Genomic DNA, 20,070 nt, shown 5'->3' on the forward strand with positions numbered 1-20,070 from the left:
AACCGCATGAATAACCCCACGCTTGAGAAACCCACCGTGAACACAGAGCTGCCTTCACCCTTGGCCGATATTCATGACCGCGTGATGGAAGCCTATTACGGCAAGCTGGGGGATCAGTTCATGCGGGAAACACAGTCCCGCATCCACTGGATCTGCGCCCAGGTCAAAGGGCGCCGGATCCTGGATGTTGGCTGCTCGCAGGGCATCGTGCCCCTGCTGCTGGCACGTGAAGGCTGCCAGGTCACCGGTGTGGACACCAGCCCGCAGGCCATTGAAGAGGCCAAGGGCTACCTGTATTCCGAACCGGCCCACATCCAGCAGAACGTCACGTATATCAATTCAGACTTCCTCGCGCTGGATACGCTCGAGGTCGAACCGGACACCGTTGTCATCAGTGAAGTGCTCGAGCACCTGGTACGCCCGGAGCTGTTCATCGAAAAGGCCTACGACCTGCTCAAGCAGGGTGGCCGAGTGGTGATTACCGTGCCGTTCGGGGTCAATGACTTCATTGACCATAAGCACACGTTCTACCTGATGGAACCGTTCCGGCTGCTGGCCGAGCATTTGCAGATCATCGACGTGAAGATGCTGGGCAAGTGGCTGGGTATCGTTGCCGTCAAGAGCGAAACACATAAGCCGGGTGTCATCGACTCGCTGAGCATTGATCGCGTTCGTGAGCTTGAAAAAGCCTTCGAATCCATCGAGCGCACCCTGCGCGAGAATCTCGGTGTGATCGGTAAGCGGTTGGAAGATACAAACAAGAAGTATCGCACGGTCAACGAACAGATTGCTCAACTCAAGCCCGAAGCCCAGAAGGCTGAAACGCTATCCAGAACGTTGCAAACCCGCGATGCCGAAATTGCGACACTGCAACAGGCCAACCGAGAAATTCTCGACGCCAAGGCAAAGCGGATAAAAGAACTTGAGGAAATCAAGGAGCGCCTGGATGACGCTAACAGAAAGTACCGCCTGGCCACTGAACAACTTTCCCAGCTAAAGCCCGAAGCACAGAAGGCCGAGGCACTCTCGCGTCAGCTTCAGGATCGCGAATCACATATAGCTTCTATTGAGCAAGCGAGCCGGGAAGCCCTTGAGGCCAGCGCGCGCAGCATCATGGAGCTCAATGAAGAGCTTGATTCGCTCAAGTCCAAGTTGGGCGAGGCGAATGAAAAGTACCTCGCTACGGCCAGGCAGTATGCCGAGTTGGAACAGCAAATCGCGGCGCTTGAAGAAGCTCAGGTGCAGACATGCCAGGAACTGACCGCAGCCAACGACGAACTGGGGCAGCGGAATCAGGAGCTGGAGACCCTGCAGCAATCCCTTCACACCATCGAAGAACAATTGCTGGCCACCGATCAGCAGCGTGTGGCTGCTGAAGAGCTGGCAGCTAACGAGACGGCAAAGATAGCCGCACTGCAGGCTCAACACGATGCACTGGAAAGCCAGCTTCAGCAAATGTTGGAGCTCCAGGCAAAAGACCAACTCGACAATGCAGCCCTGAATGAAAGCGTGGGTGCACTTCAGAAACAACGTGACGAACTGGCGGCTCAGCTTGAGTCGTTGTCTGGGCAGCTTGTCCAGGCCCAGCAGATCAACGATGGTCATATAGAAACCATCACAGTGCTTCGTGCACAGCAGGCCGTCTTGCAAGCCAAGCTGGAAAATCAGCAGCAGGCGGCAACCGAACTGCAGACTCGGGCCGAGCAAACGAATGCTGGTCATGTAGACACCATCACTGCCCTCCGCGCCGAGCAGGCAGCCCTACAAGCTGCGCTGGAAAGCCAGCGGCAGGTATCGGCCGAAACTCAGGCCCAGGCTGAACAGACAAGCGCTGCCCACGAAGGCACCATCACCGCCCTCCGCGCTGAGCAGGCAGCCCTACAAGCTGCGCTGGAAAGCCAGCGGCAGGTATTGGCCGAAACTCAAGCCCTGGCTGAACAGACAAGTGCTGCCCATGAATACACCATCACTGCTCTGCACTCACGTATCACTGATCTGGAGGCGCAGGTAGAAGCAGCAGTCGAATCACGGGATCAAACACTTGAGGCCAACACCGATTACATCGACACCATTGCCACCTTGCGCGAACGCCTGACGACGATGGAAGCCGCGCTGGAGAATCAGAAGGAGGCAATGAGCCAGCTGCAAAACGAAAGCAATCAGGATATTGCCGAGAAGGATGAATGCATCACCACGCTGCGCATGCGCCAAGCGGAACTGGAAGCCGAACTTGAAAGCGAGTTGGAGTATATGAACGAATTGCAGGCCCAAACCCAGAGGGCCGACGCTGCACAGGCCGAAACCATTGCCCTGTTGAAAGCGCGTCAAACTGAACTGGAAAGCCAGTTGCAGGCGATGAGCGAAAGACAGGCACGCAGCGAGCGTGAGCATGCTGCCCAGGCCAACACCATCAATACACTGGTTGACCTGCGCAATGGCTTGGAAGAGCAACTGCACGCAATGACGCAGGCTAATGCCCAAGCACAAGATGCCCAGGCAGAACAGGCAGAAACCATTGCCTCTCTGAATCAGGCCAAGGTTGTGCTGGCCGAACAACTGTCGCTCGAAACTGCCAGCCGCCTGGCGGCGGAGGCAAGCCTGGCGGCCACCAACGAACAGTGGCAAGGCCTGCGCATGCAGCTGGAGAACGAGCTGAACTCGTCGAAAGCAGACTTGGGGGCGGCAAACATGAAGTACCGCACCGTCAGCGCTGAGCAGATCCCGCAACTGAAGGCCAACCTCAATCAGTTGCTGGAGCGCTCTGCGGCGCAGCAGCGCAAGATCGACGAACTCAATGCAAATCTGGAACGTGCCAACACACAGCGCCATCTGGCCGAACAGCGCCTGGTCAAGACACGCACCAGCATGACTTACCAGTTGGGTTACCAGATCAAGAGCAGCGCCAGCTCCTTGGGCGGGCTGGTCAAACTACCAGTACGCTTGCTGCGCCTGTACCGCAAGGCCAACCAGCAACGCCAGCAGAATGAACAGAAGCGGATCGCCAATGAGCCGATGAAGGCCCTGCTGCCTCCGGCACCGATAGTCCAGGATGAGAACTACCTGAAACTGCCAGAGGCCCTGCCGACCAGCGCGCAGAGCCGTTCTACGCTGTTGCGCCAAGCCGACCAACCTGCAAGCCGCCTGAAAATGGCCTGCGTAATGGATGAGTTCACCTTCGGCTCCTACCGCTACGAATGCGACCTGATGCAGCTCACGCCTAGCAACTGGAAGGCAGAGCTGGAAGGCTTCGGCCCCGAATTGCTGTTCATCGAGTCTGCCTGGCGCGGCAAGGATGAGCTGTGGGGTAGCAAGGTTGGCCACAACAGTCAGGAATTGCAGGACATCCTGGCCTGGTGCCGTCAGAACAAGGTACCAACCGTATTCTGGAACAAGGAAGACCCGGTACACTTCGAGACCTTCCTGACCACTGCCAAGCAGTTCGACCATGTCTTCACCACCGACATCGACTGCATTCACCGCTATAAAGGTGCGCTCGGTCACGACCGCGTCTACCTGCTGCCATTCGCCTGCCAGCCAGCGCTGCATAACCCGATCGAGCTGTACGAGCGCAAAGACGCCTTTTGCTTCGCTGGTGCCTACTACGCCCGTTACCCGGAGCGTACCCGCGACCTGGGCAACTTCGTCTGCGAGCTGCCGAAGTTCCGACCGCTGGAAATCTTCGACCGCAACTTCGGCAAGAACGATGCGAACTATCAGTTCCCCGAGGAATATCAGCCGTACATCGTCGGCACCCTGCCCTTCGAAAAAATCGACACGGCTTACAAGGGCTACCGCTACGCGATCAACCTGAACTCGATCAAGCAATCGCAATCGATGTTCGCACGTCGAGTATTCGAGCTGCTGGGCTGCAACACCATCACCGTCAGCAACTTCTCGCGCGGTGTACGCCTGTTGTTCGGCGACCTGGTCGTCACCACCGACAATGGCGAAGAAATGCTGCGCCGCCTGCAGCTGCTGGCCGAAGACCCGCTCAACAGTGACAAGCTGAAACTCGCTGCCCTGCGTAAAGTGATGCAGGAGCACACTTACACCCAGCGCCTGGAATACGTGCTCAGCAAAGTGACAGGCACCAGCAAGGCCCAGCGCCTGCCGGAAATCGTGGTCGTCTGCGAAGCCCAGGATCGTCAGCAGTTCAACATGCTGCGCGCCCACCTGAACCGCCAGACCTACAGCCAGGTACGCATGGTCATCATCACCGATGCCTATCAGAGCAGCATCGTAAGTGATGACCCTCGCATTCTGGTGCTCAAACCAGCCCAACTGAAGAAATCCAGCCTTGGCGAGCTGGTTGGCAACACCCCGTGGGTTGCTGCGTTTGTACCGGGCGACTACTACGGCCCCAACTACCTGCTAGACCTGGCGCTGGCAACGCGCTACAGCCGTGCACAGGTGGTTGGTAAAGCCGCTCACTTCACCTGCAAGGGGCAAGATGCCGAGCTGCAGTCGAATGAACTGGCATACCGTCCGGCTCAATCGCTGAGCGCACGGCGCTCGTTGGTGGCGACCGAGATCATTGCCGGCCAGCCATTGCTAAGCTGGTTGAAGGGCCTGCCATCGCTGGAGTACGCACACCAGCAAGGCCTGGCCATCGACCCATTCAACTATTGCGAGAATGGTGCGGCACAGCAGGAAAACATCAGCGCCAAGGTTGACGATCTGGACCTGAACCTTGGTATGACCATCGACCAACTGCAGGCTCGGGCCCAGGCCATTGCGCCTCTGAAAGTCAGCCATGACTCGCCGGAAATCACCGGCCGCGCCTTGGCCGAAATGTTCGGAGTCAAGCACAACAAGTTCCTCGACCTGGCCGTCGATGTGGATAGCTGGCGCGTGAACTCCAAGCTGGCAGATGGCAAGCATGAGTACGTGTATGCGCTGAATGAAGTCAGCCTGGACCAGCTGAATATCCAGGACCGTAAGCTGAAGCTGTACCTCGACTGCACGCCTGGCCTGAACGTGCAATTGGTGGTGCTGTTCCTCGATGCCGAGAAGCAGCGGATCAGCCACGTGATGCAGCATGCCAACCGTAACCAGACTTCCGAGGTTCCGCCGGAAGCCGCCTTCGTGCGCTTCGGCCTGCGAGCCTACGCATCTGGCAATACCGAGATCAAGGCACTGGTGCTTGGCCACCGCAACCTCCAACCTTCGGAGATGCTGGGCCGCTCGCAACACTTGGTTGTAACAAACCATTACCCCGCTTATGACGACCTGTATCGCAACGGTTTTGTGCACAGCCGCGTGATGGCGTATCAGGAGCAGAACCTGAACGTCGACATCTTCCGCCTTCGCAAGAACGAGGCTGTCAGCTATCACGAGTTCCAGAACGTGGACGTGGTAACCGGGTGCCAGACTACGCTCGCCAAGATGCTTGAAAGTGGCCAGTACAAGAGCGTATTGGTGCACTTCCTGGAACCCGATATGTGGGAAGTGCTCAAGCGCTTCACTCACTTGGTCAAGGTAGTAGTCTGGGTGCACGGCTCGGAGATACAGCCTTGGTGGCGTCGCGAGTACAACTACTCGGATGAACATCAGTTGGCACTGGCAAAAGTAGAGAGCGAAAAGCGCATGGCGTTCTGGCGCGAGACGCTAACGAACATGCCTGCAAATCTGAAACTCGTTTTCGTGTCTCGTTACTTTGCTGAAGAAGTGATGGAGGATGTGGGCTTCCGGATTCCGGAGGAGAGCTACGAGATCATCCACAACCCTATTGATACCGATATTTTCGATTACAGGAAAAAGCCTGAAAACCAGCGTTTCAAGGTACTTTCCATCCGCCCTTACGCATCAGCAAAATATGCAAATGACTTAAGTGTCGCTGCAATCAAACTGCTTTCGAAAGAGCCATTTTTTGAGAAAATGGAGTTCCGGATGATCGGCGATGGTGCTCTTTTCGAAGAAACCTTGGAGCCACTAAAGGGGCTCTCAAACGTCACAATCGAACGCGGTTTCTTGAAGCACAACCAGATCGCGGCATTGCACAAAGAGTACGGGGTCTTCCTTTGCCCAACTCGCATGGACGCTCAAGGTGTTTCTCGTGACGAAGCTATGTCATCCGGACTCATTGCAGTGACCAACGGTGTTACAGCCATTCCAGAATTTGTAAGCAACGACTGCGGCATTCTTGCGGGTGCAGACGATGCACAAGGGATGGCCGATGGCATCAAGAGAATTGTCGAATCTCCAGAGCTGTTCAATAAGATGTCCGCTGCTGCTCATCTCCGAGTCATGGGCCAAACAGCGAAGAAAAACATTATCGACAAAGAATTGGCACTCATCGCCCAATAAAAAACCACCACCCTACCTTTAATGACGAATACGATTACTATGAAAATCAACACCAAAACCGCAGCAGCACTTCTTATGTCTCTGGCACTCTTCGGCTGCGGAGCTGAGAACGAGCAAAAAACAACCCAAGCGCCTTCCTCGCAAAGCGCTCAAAGCAATTCCATCGTTCTTCAGAACGGTGAAAAATTGAACACCAATGGTGAGGTCTTCAAAGAGTACGAGAAAGAAACCTCGAACGGAAAGATGAAGCATTATGAAATCAGCACCAACTCGCTTGCCAAAGTAGCTGAGAATGCCATCTACACTCAATTGAAGAACCAAGGCTTCCAGCGCACCGTAATGGAAGACAACCCAACCCAATTCAAAGTTCACTACAAGAAAACCGGTTATTCCACCATTGGCGCAATCTATACCGAGTCCAGCGCTAACAACGTAAACACTACAAAAATGAAAATCTACTGGACCGAGACCTGAGTCTTCCCAGAATAGTGTCCTGAAGACCCTGTCGGGTATAATCGAATAGTAGGTAAAGCAGTGAAAAAAGTTGCAATGATCGTGTGGAATGAATTCGTCAATGACGCACGAGTATTAAAAGAAGCACAAACACTTGCCACCTCAGATTATGCCGTTAGGGTCTTCGCACTACATACCCCAGGGAAAACTGCAAAAACAGAGACCCTACAAAAGAACCTGGATGTATGCCGGGTAGAAAGGTCGCCTCTATGGCGTTGGAGGAAGTCGAAACAATTCGACTCCAAAACACCATTGCCTTCAACGGGAGGATCTTCTACTAGCGCCCACATCTCAGTTTTCAGGGTGATCACTCGCGCATGGACTCATTTGATGCTCCTTTTAAACATCATACGTTTTCGGCCGACTGTCGTTCACTCCCATGACGTAAATACCCTTCCTACTGCTTGGCTAGCCTCAGTCATCAGTAACTCCAAACTGGTTTATGATGCACACGAAATAAGCACTAGCAGAGAGGGTTATGGAAAGCTCTCAAAGCTTGTTGCGCACATTGAAAAACTATTGATTCCTCGCGCATGTGCGGTCATCACGACAACTGAAACCCGAGCCAAATACCTTGCTCGACTTTATAAAATAGCAAGACCTGCAGTGCTTCAAAATCGCCCCAGATATGTTACCCCTCAAAAGAGCCGCTTGCTTCATAAAGAGCTAGGTATACGAGAAGAGTGCCCAGTAGTCCTTTACCAGGGCGGACTTCAAAGCGGTAGAGGTTTAGAAAAGCTAGTGCGTTGCACTGCACGCCTAAAAAAAAGCGCTCACGTCGTACTTATTGGTGGAGGTCGTCTAACACAACCTCTTATCGACTTACGTGACAATCTTGGTTTGCAGGACCGCGTTCATTTCATTCCAACAGTAGCACTCTCCGAGCTTCCAAAATATACTGCAGCAGCCGACATCGCCGTGCAGCCGATAGAAAACACTTGCTTCAATCACTTCAGCACTGACTCCAACAAACTGTTTGAGTACATCATTGCAGGTGTGCCGTCAGTAGCAACCAACTTCCCTGAAATCCGGAAGATAGTGAATCAATATGACATCGGGCTTTTGGTTGCCGAAGGCAATGAAGACGACCTCGTGAACTGCCTTAACAGGCTCATCGAGGATCCGGAGTTACGCGTAAAATTAGCCAATAACTCGAAGATTGCTGCAAAGAACCTATGTTGGGAAAGCCAAGAAAGCCTATTGGTAGACATGTACAAAAAAGCCACCTCCAACGGCAAACGTGAAGCGGCCTGAACGTGAATATCCTGATACTGAGTTTTTACTATCCTCCTGATCTTTCTGCTGGTTCGTTCAGGACGAAAGCATTAGTCAATTCACTTTTGCAGAATTCTCAGAAGAACATCACGATAACCGTACTGACGACCCAACCGAGCAGATACGATAGTTATGCTCCGAGTGCTTCCTCTATAGAAAGCTGCGAGGGGCTTACGATCAAACGAATTCCAGTGTTTTCGCGTGGCGGTGGAATCCTTGGCCAGGCCCATCTATTCGCCCAATATGTACGAGGTGTGCTGCAAGCGGTCAAGTCGAATGAGTATGATCTTGTTTTTGCTACCTCATCACGCATGATGACCGCTACCTTAGGTGCCTGGGTAGCCAGACGCGTTAATGCACCGCTTTATTTGGATTTCCGAGACTTACTGACTGATATATTGCCAGATTTACTACCGTCTCCGATCGGAGCTCTCACTGCATGGTTCTTCCGCCACATTGAGCGCTGGACCGTGAAACAAGCTCACTCAGTCAACTTAGCTTCCCCAGGTTTCGTCAGCTATTTTAAATCACAGTACCCGAACAAACCATTTACTGTTTACACAAACGGCGTTGATGATCTATTCATTGAAAACCCAGCCGCAATGGAAGAGCGCACTTCACGCCAGATCCGTATTTTATACGCAGGCAACATAGGCGCAGGACAAGGCCTTCATCATATTCTGCCGACACTAGCAAATAGACTTTCCAACAGAGCGAAGTTTATTGTAGTTGGAAGCGGCAGTGCAATGAAACAACTGAAAAGCGCACTACTCCAGCATAAGGTCACAAATGTAGACCTTATCGAACCCATGAAACGAACTGATTTACTATCGTACTACAATACGGCAGACGTTCTGTTTTTGCACCTAAATAATCTCCCTTCGCTGAAGAATGTGATTCCTTCAAAATTATTTGAATACGCCGCCACCGAGAAGCCTATTCTTGGCGGACTTAGTGGCTATTCTGCCAAATTTGCAACCGACAACATCAAAAACATGAGCATTTTCCCCCCTTGCGATGTAGAGTCAGCAATTGCGGCCTTAGAAAGCTTGAATATCGAAACAACTGATCGACGCGACTTCGTAAAGCGATACTCGCGCAAATACATTGTAGAAAGCATGGCAACTGAACTTTTGAACCATGCACAAAACACTTAATATGCTTTTATTATCAGGTGCTGCAACGAGAAGAGAAGGCATCAATGGCGACTAGATATCTTAAAAGACAAACCTTGAGAGCCATTCAAATCGACGCACATATTCTGCGCCAAAAACACTGGCCACCTGTTAAGCAAACAATATGAAAGCACACCTTAATACAGAGCTAAACCAATGCTTACGCTGGTCTTTTTCCTTAGGCAGAAAATTCCTGAGGACAGCGCCCTTGCATACCGCCTCAGTACAGTTCATCTACATCCTCAGCCAATTACTTTTGCTTTTAGCCTTCTTCCTTCCTTTAAAAGCAATTATCGTTCTCAGTTCTGGCGGCATCCCGAGTTACTTCCCTGATTTTTTGAAAGCTCACCCTCAGAACACAGTGGTAATCTGGTTGAGCTTAAGCTCCCTGGTTGCATTTGCAGCACATCTAACATTTGAATTAGCTGCAACCAAAATCACTGCAAGGGGCGCACGCCTACTCATACTCAGAACAAAGAAAATTGTACTCTTTGACAATCAAGACTCAATTGCGATCAATGCATACTCAAAGTTCACTCGTGGATTTTCGGAGCTCCTGTTCTTTTTAATATCAATCGCAATTCTGTGCGCTATTTACCCGCTAATATTTTCCTTGGTTGTCACAAGCATCACAGCCTTTTATGTATTGATCTGCCTGGCATTCAACACCTCACCCAAACTACGAGCCGCATTAATAATCCACCACCAAGCGACACTCAATTCAATATCAGGATTTATTTTCTTGGTTGTATTTTTCGGAATAATTGGAGACTTTCTTTATTTCGCCCCCCCATCAGCGTTCATGGCCATAATATCGCTACTACTTATCAGGCAAGCCCTGCAGCGGTTGGTGGGCTTTGCTACCAAACTGATAGTATTGAGATCGCAACATTCGCGAGTCAGTGCACTATTTTTCCACAATCAGCCGCTATTATTAGAAACCACTCAGAAGAATGACGGGATCCACTCTCTCTTCTCACCAGAGCAGCGCGAGCGCTGGATTCCACAGATCTTATCCCCTCTTTTCAAAACTGCATTTACTGTCGAAAGCGTCAAAAATTTCCAGCTAGGGCACCCTGACATATATTGCTACGAGGTTGACTGTAGCTCCGAAACCGAGCTAAAAACTTTTATTATCAAATTATTTGATGAGAGCCGAACTTATCCCGCCTCTCAAGAGAGCGCACTAATCGCTCAATTCAAGAATCTGCCTTGCCCCCCTCTTCGAGAGACCGGAAAGCTTCAGAGTGTAACTTATCATATCTTTGAGTGGTCAAAAGAAAGCAAAATGACCGGCAGGGAGTACAATAAAGGAAGTCTGACGCTGCTCGGTGACTTGATGAAGCTGACACCACCAAAGTCCCTTCTCAATAAATACGAGCGCTCCAAAAGCTATTTAGAATCCCGCCTAAACATTGAGATGTTGGAAAGTCTAAAACTATATGCAGTTACCGCAGACGACCAGAAAAAAATAGAACATCTGGCAGACAGCCTTGACCGTATAAAAGCACACCTAAGCAAACTTCCAAGGCAACTTATTGTGCTTGATCTTAACACTGACTCCTTGCTCAAGAAGGAGACTGGAGAGCTATCAGTTTTGCACTGGGGGAACTGGCTGCTGGAGCCTGCGGGGACGTATTGGCCTCTTACGGCCCACTCAGAGCTTCTTGAGTTTACCCGAGAAGCTCAGCGCACCAGAACTGACGCAGAGAACCTGAGCAGTGACGGCACCATACTTTCTTCTTATATGTTCTCATTTGAAAGACATGTCAATCGCCGAGACTACCAGGCGGCGCTAAATCTCATTCCGGATGTTTTAAAACACACACAAAACCTCGACGAACAAAATTTATAATCCGTCGACACACAACCTGGCGGCCACGCAACATCCTCTTTTGCTTAAGCGACTTCCTGAGCAAATGAGGATGTGGCCATCTGCCCCTTATAAACCTTCGCCCTTACCAACATCGCAGCAAAGACAGCGCTACAAATCTGCTTGACTATATATCTAAATTAATTGCGCGAATGAGATGAAAGAACCACATTCGCTAGGCGCATGACTCTACAAAGCCAGTGGGCACACTGGTGAGATGATAAGGAACTGGTCAAGCGGCAGCTACATGCCGTAAGCAACCTGCAATACCATTCAAAAAGAAGAGGCCAACGTTACCTCCCCCTTGGAAAGTACTTTTTCATCAAACTCATCTTTATAGAATGCGACAATTTCCAATTTACCAGACTGATTAGGGATAGCAAAACGAGCACTCGGTGACTTTTCATACCATCGCGTTTCGTGACGAACCCCATCAACCAAGAGATAAAATGCAAAATCACCGCCCTCACACTCCTGACCATTCATGTTCAAAGAGCAGTGTGCATAGATTTCATTGTCAACAACTTGTGCCGCCACGTTAAGCTCGATCCCAGAAGAAACTGGAGGAGGCTTTATCGGCGAAAGCTTTAAATCGGGGGATATTACAGCAATATTTTTTTCAGATTTTTTTACAATCTGAGCTAGTGCTTCACGGTAATACATTTCGCAATAATGGAATGGCGACACACCCCAACGATGGAACTCATCAGCTGTCAAAAGATCTTTATCAAAATTCAAAAACTGGCTTCTATCAAGCACCCTTTCCATGGCGCCGTACATCCAATCAAGATCTTCGTTAGCCTTATCGATTTCCCCGCGAGCCACAGGGAAGACAGACTGAGTATCCAACTCAAAACTCGATGCCCAATACACCTTATTGACCAGTACAGCGTCAAGCTTGTTAAGGTCTTTCAACAAACCTAAAAATCTATGCATTCCTTGCAGCCACAACTCACGGCGCTCGACACTACCCTGTGGTATAACCTTATAGCCTTCAACGCCTCCTTCAGCTAGCAAACCGCTTTCAGCAAGCTCATTTGAATGAGTAATCATTTCGCCGGTAGGTAGTGCTACAAGATCAAATCTCTCATCAATCAAATCGATAAGAATCAAGTCTGCAGACTCTAGCTTATCAACTGCAGCTAGCAAGTCTTTGGAAAAATCATTAGCGACCATCCTTCGCCGGAAAGCTGACTGGATGCGATTTAGTGCCTCTGAATTTTTGTAAGGTGCGCTACACAAGGAAGCCATTGAAGATCTAGCGAAGTAATCTGAAATCTTGAAGCCGCGACTCTCTTCCAGATTAAAAATATCTCTTGAAACACAGCTACCATATATGAATAAATTCTTGATCACTACTAACGACCTTATAAAATTTACGCTTTCCAACTAAATAAACAGGCCAAATCGCAACTTCAACAACCTACCAAACTGTAGAACGCTACTCATCACCCAATCACACAAAGAGTGACTTGAGCACAAGCTAGGGCTTGATTATAGCACCAAGCCCCCTCCTCCCTGACAGCTTTGAGTTTCATGGGGTGTCAGATTTCCATAGGGATGTGCACACCATGAATTTCTTGCGCTTGGTTCGAGAGCGGCCGCCGCAGCCAGCGCACGCAGCTACGCAACCAGACCATCGCGGTTTGGTCCAAATTTCCCCATCAGCATGGGCCTAATTTGAGCCTTTCTGCTCATATCGGCGTTGGCAGATTGCCTTGCCCCCCATCGAATGGCCAATTCCCTGCTGGTTGCCCATGCCGAGGCGAGGAGAGCTTTTCCACAGATTCCGCTCACCGGCCCTGACAGCATAGCGACATCATCTGTAGAATTCGCATCCTCCTTCACTCCTTACCAGGGTCTAGCCCTCAGAAAGGGATTTCATGAGCAACAAAGCACTCGCCTACCGGCCCGACATAGACGGGCTCAGGGCTTTGGCCGTTCTGGCCGTTACCGTTTTTCACTTCAATAAACAGTGGCTTCCAGGCGGCTTCGTAGGCGTCGACATCTTTTTTGTGATCTCAGGGTTCCTGATTACCGGGATCGTTGCCAGGCAGGCGGCAGCTGGAACCTTCTCGTTCGCTGATTTCTACATGCGAAGGGTGCGACGCATTCTACCAGCGGCCTTGTTCGTGACGCTGGCGACCCTGGTATTCGGCGCTATCTTCATGCTTCCTGATGATGCGAAAGCCTTGTCACTGTCGGCGATCGCTTCCACTCTGTCAGCTGCGAATATCTATTTTTGGAAGTTCCTCGATACGAGCTACTTCGCAGCATCCTCTGACACCGTTCCCTTGCTCCACATGTGGTCGCTCGGTGTCGAGGAGCAGTTTTATCTTATCTGGCCAGCCCTGCTGCTCCTTACTCTGAGAGTTGGTGGTCGGGCGATGACGGTGGGTGTTGCCACAATGATCGCAGCAGCTTGCTTCTGGTATGGCCAGAGCAAGCTTGCTGCAGATCCAACCTTTGCCTACTACATGCTCCCGTCCAGGGCCGGTGAGCTATTGATCGGTGGCATGACCTTCTTCCTGACCGATACGATCAAAGGTCGCATAGGCCAGCTTACTGCTCAGGTCATGGCCTTGGTGGGAGCTCTAGTACTTGCATGGTCGCTCGCCTACATCCGAGAAACTGAAGGCTTCCCAGGCTTTATATCGATAGTTCCTGCAGTCGGCGCATCGTTGGTGCTGGCCGCCGGCAGCTTCGGTAAAACTCTGGTAGGCAACGTCTTGGCCGTGCGCCCGATGGTCTCTATCGGGTTGGTTTCGTTCTCGCTGTACCTGTGGCATTGGCCGGTCTTGGCGTTTTACCGCTATGCCTATGGCGAGCCTGACATGCTGGGAAACCTGATCTGCCTCTCGGTAATGGTGGCAATGACTTTGTTCAGCTATTTCTTGATTGAAGTGCCGTTCCGAGCCAACAAAGGGTGGAAATTCACCATGGCCACCCCGGCATCAGCAGCCCTTGCCCTATCAATTGCTGGATTTATTTATACCAGCAACGGCATCATCTCACCTATCAGCCCAAGTGGTTACCAGGACTCCCTGGCAGAAAAACGCTCAGGCTCCGCGCCAGCTTCATCTGCTCCGTACGTTTGCCAGAGCGTTTTCAAACCTGAGTATTTTTCTTCGGCAAAATGTATTGCTGGAGACACATCCAAGCCGCCAAGCGTACTTTTAATCGGTGACTCTAACGCAGCTCACTACGCAGGCTATTTAAGTGCTATCGCCAAAAATGAAGGCGTAGCAATTAGAAACGTTGAGCATCATGCTTGCCCACCTTTCCCAGGGCAACGCAGCACAAGGTATATCAAGGAAGGCTACAAAGTAAGCTGCCCTGCATACAACGCGGAGGCATTTAAACAGATCACCAACTACGACACCGTTATCGTAGGGGGCAGTTGGCCGGCATATGAAGCCGTAGACAAGGCGGCATTCATGGCTGACTTCGACGCCATGCTAGATATATTGAGCCAAAGCGGCAAAAAAATAGTTATCGCTCTGAAGGTGCCTACATTCAATTCAGTAGACCGGCAGTGCCCTGAAAAAGCATTGAAAATCCCGCTCATGAACTGCGAACAGAAAACAGTCGTGTCTGATAATGGAGAAAATCGTCTCAATCAAGAGATTATTAAGAAAGTATCTGCTCGGACTAATTTTTCCTACTTTAGTGTTCGCGAACTAATATGTAACGGAACAACATGCTCGGCCTTCGCTGGAAAAACCCAGCTTTATTACGATGGCGGACACCTCAGCCGAGAAGGATCTGAAAAGCTAGGGAGTATAGCCATTGAAACTGGCAGAATCCCCGCGCCACTTTCAAATATTGCCCAATCTAAACTAGCGAACAATTAATACAGACGATACCTGGGTGCAGCCTCACATATGTGTTAGCTCACCCAGTAGCGTATGAAATGCGCCATAAAGCTCACGTATTTAGTCGAAACGGCATGCTCCGGAGCTTACCCACGCAGCCCCATGACAGGGAACTCAGAAATGCAAGTCAGACACTTGACGTACCGCCCCGACATAGACGGACTAAGGGCTTTAGCCGTTTTGGCTGTGACCGTATTCCACTTCAACAAGCAATGGCTCCCGGGTGGGTTCGTCGGTGTAGACATTTTCTTCGTGATCTCGGGTTACCTCATCACCGGGATCATCTACGGCCAAGGGAAAGGCTTCTCGCTCGGTGATTTCTACGGCCGCCGATTTCGCCGAATCCTGCCAGCAGCAGCCTTCGTGACTGTTATCACTCTGCTTGTTGGCTCGCTCATGATGCTGCCAATAGACGTCAAGGCACTGTCGGAGTCCGCAATTGGCACCACACTTTCCGCCGCCAATATCTACTTCTGGTTGTTCCTTGATACCGGCTACTTCGCTGCCTCTTCCGATACAGTACCGCTGCTGCACATGTGGTCGTTGGGCGTGGAAGAACAGTTCTACATGATCTGGCCAGCACTGATGATCATCGCTATGAAGGCTGGCGGAAAGCGCCTGCTGGTAGCGACCAGCGTCATTCTGGCCATCGCGTCGTTCACGGTGAGTGAAATTTTCCTGGTGCGCGACCAATCCTTCGCCTACTACATGCTGCCTTCCCGCGCCGGCGAACTGCTGGTAGGCGCTTTGCTTTTCCTGTGGCAGGATTCCCGCCAGATTTCTGCGAAAGCAGCAGATACAGCTGGCATTGTTGGCTTTATTCTGGTTGCCGGTGCGCTCGTGCTGCTTGATGAGAAAAACGGCTTCCCTGGGATTCACTCTGTAATTCCATCGGTTGGTGCGGCCCTGCTGATCCTGGCTGGTACCAACCAATCCAGCCCGCTTTCCGAGTTCTTCGGTAACCCGGTGGCCAGGTACATCGGCCTGCGTTCCTTCTCGCTCTACCTCTGGCACTGGCCTGTGCTCGCCTTCTACCGTTACGCCTACGGTGAGCCGACGTTTGTTGGCGGGATCATCTGCTTGGTGCTCATGGGCGTATTGACCCTTATTTCTTACAACCTGATCGAGACCCCATTCCGCGCTAGAACGCCGAAGTGGCTATTCACGAAGGCAGGCCCAGTCTTCGCTACCAGCGCGGCGGTTATGGTTGTCGGTTACATGCTGATCAAGAACAATGGGTATTGGCCAACTGCTGGAAGCTACGCATACAGAAAGGAAATCTACACCCACAACTTCAACACACTGCCGGCGAGCAAATTCCCATTCAATTGCCAGATGAACAAGTATGATCCGGAAAAATGGAAGCTCGACCAATGTGTAAACGGAGACAAATCCGTAGCGCCGGAAACTCTGCTTTGGGGTGATTCGAATGCCGCGCACTATGTCGGCTACCTGAAAGAAGTAGCCGAGAGCGGCCACTTCTCTATCCGCAATATGTCCCACGCGTCGTGTCCGCCTGTGAGGGCTGCAGATGGCCTAGCGCCTCCCGCGCTAGTAGATTCGTGCAAGGCGTTCAACGAGAGTGCTTTCGCGGAATCAAAAAAATACAAGACGGTGATTATAGGGGCCGCGTGGGAAGACTATTCAAAGAAGGGTGGTAACGCACAGATTGCGAAAACCATCCGCGAGTTGGCGGCCAATGGTAACCAAGTAATCATCGCGCTAAACGTACCGGTGTTCACTGGACTGGATCGCATGTGCACTGCAAAAGCAATTCGTATCCCTGGGATGGACTGCCCATCGAAAGCAGTGATGCCGGATAATGGTGACAGTGCCGTGAATAAATTCCTGAAGAAGCAAGCGAAAAGATACTCGAACGTAACAACATTTGATGTTCGATCGCAAATATGCAAAAACGGAACTTGCTCTGCTTACGACCAGGGCACTCTGCTTTATTACGACTCTCGTCATATCAGCATGGTTGGCTCGGAGTTGATCGGCAAAGCCGTTGTGAAATCTGGGCGGGTCCCTCCGCCCATTGCAGCCCTAAGCCCAGCGAATCGCAATATAGGCCAGAGCATCACCCATTAAGACCGCATAGAGGCATCACTGGCATGACAGCACAGAGGCCAGTAGCTACTTTCCGTACGCTATCCTCTGCCTCCTCTCTGCAAGCAGAGCTCGCATCTTTCCAGTCCGTCGGTCTTTCGCAGACCGGCGGCTGCCCAGGGAGGCACAGGAGCATCGTAAACGCTCTATAAACCTTACCTGCCCAAGATGATCAGTGCGATCAGCTATGTGAGTGCGGCGTAAAGGTGCACGGCAGAAGCGGCTCGCAATCTTCCACTGAGGACGCCTGCGGCATGCGTTCCAGTACGTGGCGCAGCCAAGCATGGGGCTCCTGGTCGTTGGGACGAAGGCCATTCGCTAGGAGTTTTGAGATCCCATTGACAGGGAAAGCAGCGAAGCGATCGATGATGGTCCGCGCTGCACTCTTGGGCGACCATCAGGATAGCTAATCAAGATACTGAAATTCTCCGCCTCGTTGAGCAAGCCTTGTACCACAAAGCCGCTATTAATGTGACGAACTTCACATTTTTCCGCACTCATACCTCTAGACGATGACCGTGTGCAATATCGCGTAAAACGACAATTTTGATACCAGTTGGTTCAAATTATCTTAAGCATCTTCATATATTGGATCCAACACTTGTATATTCCTACTCTCCAGGCAGAAAAATGGTCAGGTGATCGCAAGGGCTGCGTTGCATTCCTGAGCAGTCTATGGATAATGAGATTCCGCTACGGCTAAATGACATGTTGGATACTGCCAAGCTGTCCTCCACATTGGGCGCGGAGCAAACTGAAAGGCCTGACGGAACAGGACCCATACCCATTTATGTGACGCCAGAATAAAAAGGCCGAAGAAGATAGTGATCAAGAATTTAACTATTTACGGTAGCTGTGTTTCTAGAGACATATTCAATCTAGAGGAAAGCCAATCATTTAAGTTAACGGATTACTTTGCAAGATCTTCAATGGCTTCGCTATGCAGTTCCTCATACGAAAATGAAGAAGCACTTGACCGTATACCTTCTGCATTCAGACGGCGTATGGTTGCATACGATTTCTCCAAACAAATCCTCACACAATCAGAAGCGTTTGAGAACGCCGACATAATACTAATCGATCTAATCGATGAGAGATTTGATCTTGTAGCCCTACCATCCGGGCATATTATCACGAGCTCTAACGAGCTCGCTGAGAGCGGTCTATTAAGTGACAATAGCGTCAAAGGTTTCCAATTAATAAAGCCCGGCTCACCTGAGCGCCGAGACCTGTGGATTCAAGGAATGCACAAGTTCCTTGCAGTCTTGGAGCAGCATAATAAACTTGACCGCCTGGTCGTCAACAAAGTTTATTGGGCTTCACGCTTTGAAAATGCAAGCGATACGAATTTCCCAGTTCCTTTAGCTGCTATTGAAAAGGCCAACCAAGAGCTGGACTGGATGTATAATGAACTGGAAAAGAAGCTCTACAAGCATCAGTTCCTACATTTCCCACCACAGCTCTTAATATCAGACGAACATCACCAATGGGGCGTCTCCCCTTTTCACTATTGTGCGCAATATTACAAAGAAGCGCTCGCACAATTGAATTCCATCATATCTGAAAATAGCGCCGAGGGCCTATTGCAAGATCCTGCGCCGAAGAAATCGCCACTTATTTCTGAAGGCGCAACCATCACTGTCGCTGCATGCAAATCTGAGCGTGGTATTTTTGCGCAATGCTCATTGGTAATGGATGGAAGCATACGCGAGGGTGGTGAATTCGCATTCTATTTACAAGTTGATGGTGATCGACATGACGTTCGTTGGTATGACGCTTCATCGAATGCTTACTTTCCCATTCCTGATACGCTTGGAGAGCTAACCGTAACGGCCTTCTATCAGGACTCTTTAGGTGAAAAAATCTCTTGCAAATGCACAGTAAGCCCTTTGAAGTTCTAAGCGAGTAAAATTGCATGGACGACATGACAATCAGCACTCACTACTGAGTTCTAGATGTACGGTCCCGGAATGAGATGGTGCGAATTGATAGTGCATCGCTCTGGATTTTTCGTCCAAGCCTCACAGATCATCTTGAAGGGCATGCGCTATCGCAAGCCCCTGAGTGTCTGACGAAGTTGCAGCCCATCACGAAGGCCAGCACGTGCGCTTTCAGCGCAGCGAAGTCAGGATAGTGGAAGGCCTTGATCGTGGCCTCTTTGATCGTCCGGTTCATGCGCTCGACCTGGCCATTGGTCCAAGAGTGATAGGCTTTGGTGAGTCGATCTTTTATGCCATGCTCGTGGCAGACGCGATCAAAAATGTGTCCACCGAACACATTGGTCGCGCCATTGCGATACCGGGGCTGCTCAGTGAACGCCACACCGTTGTCAGTCAGGACGGTGTGGATTTTGTATGGAAACGCCTGCACTGCCTGACGTAGAAACTCAGCACCATTGCGCTTGGTCGCGGAGTCGAAGAACGCAACGTAGGAGACTCGTTGCGCGATCAATTGCCACGAACAGGTGCTGCTTGCAGCTCTCAAGACGTAACTCCGAGCTATCGATGTGCAGATAGCCCATTTCCGTTTTGTCGAACTTGCCCCGTTTGGCTGCGGTTCTTTTGGGCGCTTGCTTAATCCCGTGACGCACCAGACAGCGCTGTAAGGCGCTGCGGCTCAGCAGTGGAAAGTAATTAAGGAGGTGGCCCAGCATGTTGTCCAGAGGCATCATCGTCCGCTATCGGAACTCGACCACCATCGTCTCCTCAGCAGCTTTCAGCTTGGCACTACATGGTTTGGCTGGCACCATCCGAGAATCCTGCGTGGTGGAGCGTGATCGCCATTTGATGACGGTATTCACATTCAGTCGGTAGCGGGCGGCGAGCTTTCGACTCGACTCTTTCGACGCTTGGAGCCCGGCTCGATTTCTCGGCGTCGTGGGGCCTGAGCCATCGATACGTCCTTCCAAAATGCATCCTCCTCATGAGGCACTAAGGATGTACCA

General features: G+C 51.0%; 9 protein-coding genes and 2 pseudogenes. 8 read left to right on the forward strand and 3 right to left on the reverse strand.

Annotation, left to right across the window (positions count from 1 at the left end; all coding sequences use genetic code 11):
• The first annotated feature begins 6 nt into the window (after nt 1-6).
• The 5 genes from M2S36_RS17585 (at nt 7) to M2S36_RS17605 (ending at nt 11,124) form a co-directional block, all read left to right on the forward strand.
• Entirely contained in the window at nt 7-6,306 is a 6,300-nt protein-coding gene (locus tag M2S36_RS17585) for a glycosyltransferase family protein (RefSeq protein WP_333957516.1), read from the forward strand.
• A gap of 39 nt (nt 6,307-6,345) precedes the next feature.
• Nucleotides 6,346-6,780, forward strand: a complete 435-nt coding sequence (locus M2S36_RS17590) for a hypothetical protein (RefSeq protein WP_063911647.1) — start codon at nt 6,346-6,348, stop codon at nt 6,778-6,780.
• Between the two features lie 60 nt (nt 6,781-6,840).
• Entirely contained in the window at nt 6,841-8,073 is a 1,233-nt protein-coding gene (locus M2S36_RS17595) for a glycosyltransferase (RefSeq protein WP_333957517.1), read from the forward strand.
• Nucleotides 8,074-8,075: 2 nt separating this feature from the next.
• Complete coding sequence (locus M2S36_RS17600) at nt 8,076-9,251, forward strand: glycosyltransferase family 4 protein (protein WP_333957518.1); 1,176 nt, start codon at nt 8,076-8,078, stop codon at nt 9,249-9,251.
• Nucleotides 9,252-9,477: 226 nt separating this feature from the next.
• A complete protein-coding gene (locus M2S36_RS17605) occupies nt 9,478-11,124 on the forward strand; it encodes a hypothetical protein (RefSeq protein ID WP_333957519.1) in 1,647 nt (548 codons plus the stop codon).
• A 291-nt stretch (nt 11,125-11,415) separates the two neighbouring features.
• Here the strand turns inward: M2S36_RS17605 and M2S36_RS17610 are convergent, their stop codons facing one another.
• On the reverse strand, nt 11,416-12,498 hold the full coding sequence (locus tag M2S36_RS17610) for a DUF6270 domain-containing protein (protein WP_333957520.1): 1,083 nt from the start codon (nt 12,496-12,498) through the stop codon (nt 11,416-11,418).
• Nucleotides 12,499-13,025: 527 nt separating this feature from the next.
• On the opposite strand from M2S36_RS17610, the gene M2S36_RS17615 reads away from it, so the two are divergent.
• Nucleotides 13,026-14,996 carry an acyltransferase family protein gene (locus M2S36_RS17615; RefSeq protein WP_333957521.1) on the forward strand — a complete coding sequence of 657 codons (1,971 nt, stop codon included), beginning with the start codon at nt 13,026-13,028 and terminating at the stop codon, nt 14,994-14,996.
• Between the two features lie 141 nt (nt 14,997-15,137).
• On the forward strand, nt 15,138-17,108 hold the full coding sequence (locus M2S36_RS17620; protein ID WP_333957522.1) for an acyltransferase family protein: 1,971 nt from the start codon (nt 15,138-15,140) through the stop codon (nt 17,106-17,108).
• A gap of 199 nt (nt 17,109-17,307) precedes the next feature.
• Here M2S36_RS17620 and M2S36_RS17625 read toward each other — a convergent pair.
• Nucleotides 17,308-17,427, reverse strand: a pseudogene (locus tag M2S36_RS17625) (transposase domain-containing protein); the annotation flags it as partial.
• A 523-nt stretch (nt 17,428-17,950) separates the two neighbouring features.
• Between M2S36_RS17625 and M2S36_RS17630 the strand changes: the two are divergent.
• Entirely contained in the window at nt 17,951-19,027 is a 1,077-nt protein-coding gene (locus M2S36_RS17630; RefSeq protein WP_333957523.1) for a DUF6270 domain-containing protein, read from the forward strand.
• A 50-nt stretch (nt 19,028-19,077) separates the two neighbouring features.
• On the opposite strand, the pseudogene M2S36_RS17635 reads toward M2S36_RS17630, so the two are convergent.
• Nucleotides 19,078-20,034, reverse strand: a pseudogene (locus tag M2S36_RS17635) (IS481 family transposase).
• Nucleotides 20,035-20,070: the final 36 nt, after the last annotated feature.

Source organism: Pseudomonas sp. SF2, assembly GCF_036858055.1.
Lineage (GTDB): Bacteria > Pseudomonadota > Gammaproteobacteria > Pseudomonadales > Pseudomonadaceae > Aquipseudomonas.

Coding starts and splice junctions, on each gene's coding strand:
- M2S36_RS17585 (WP_333957516.1), top strand. CDS start 7: ATGAATAACCCCACGCTTGAGAAACCCACCGTGAACACAGAGCTGCCT.
- M2S36_RS17590 (WP_063911647.1), top strand. CDS start 6,346: ATGAAAATCAACACCAAAACCGCAGCAGCACTTCTTATGTCTCTGGCA.
- M2S36_RS17615 (WP_333957521.1), top strand. CDS start 13,026: ATGAGCAACAAAGCACTCGCCTACCGGCCCGACATAGACGGGCTCAGG.
- M2S36_RS17620 (WP_333957522.1), top strand. CDS start 15,138: ATGCAAGTCAGACACTTGACGTACCGCCCCGACATAGACGGACTAAGG.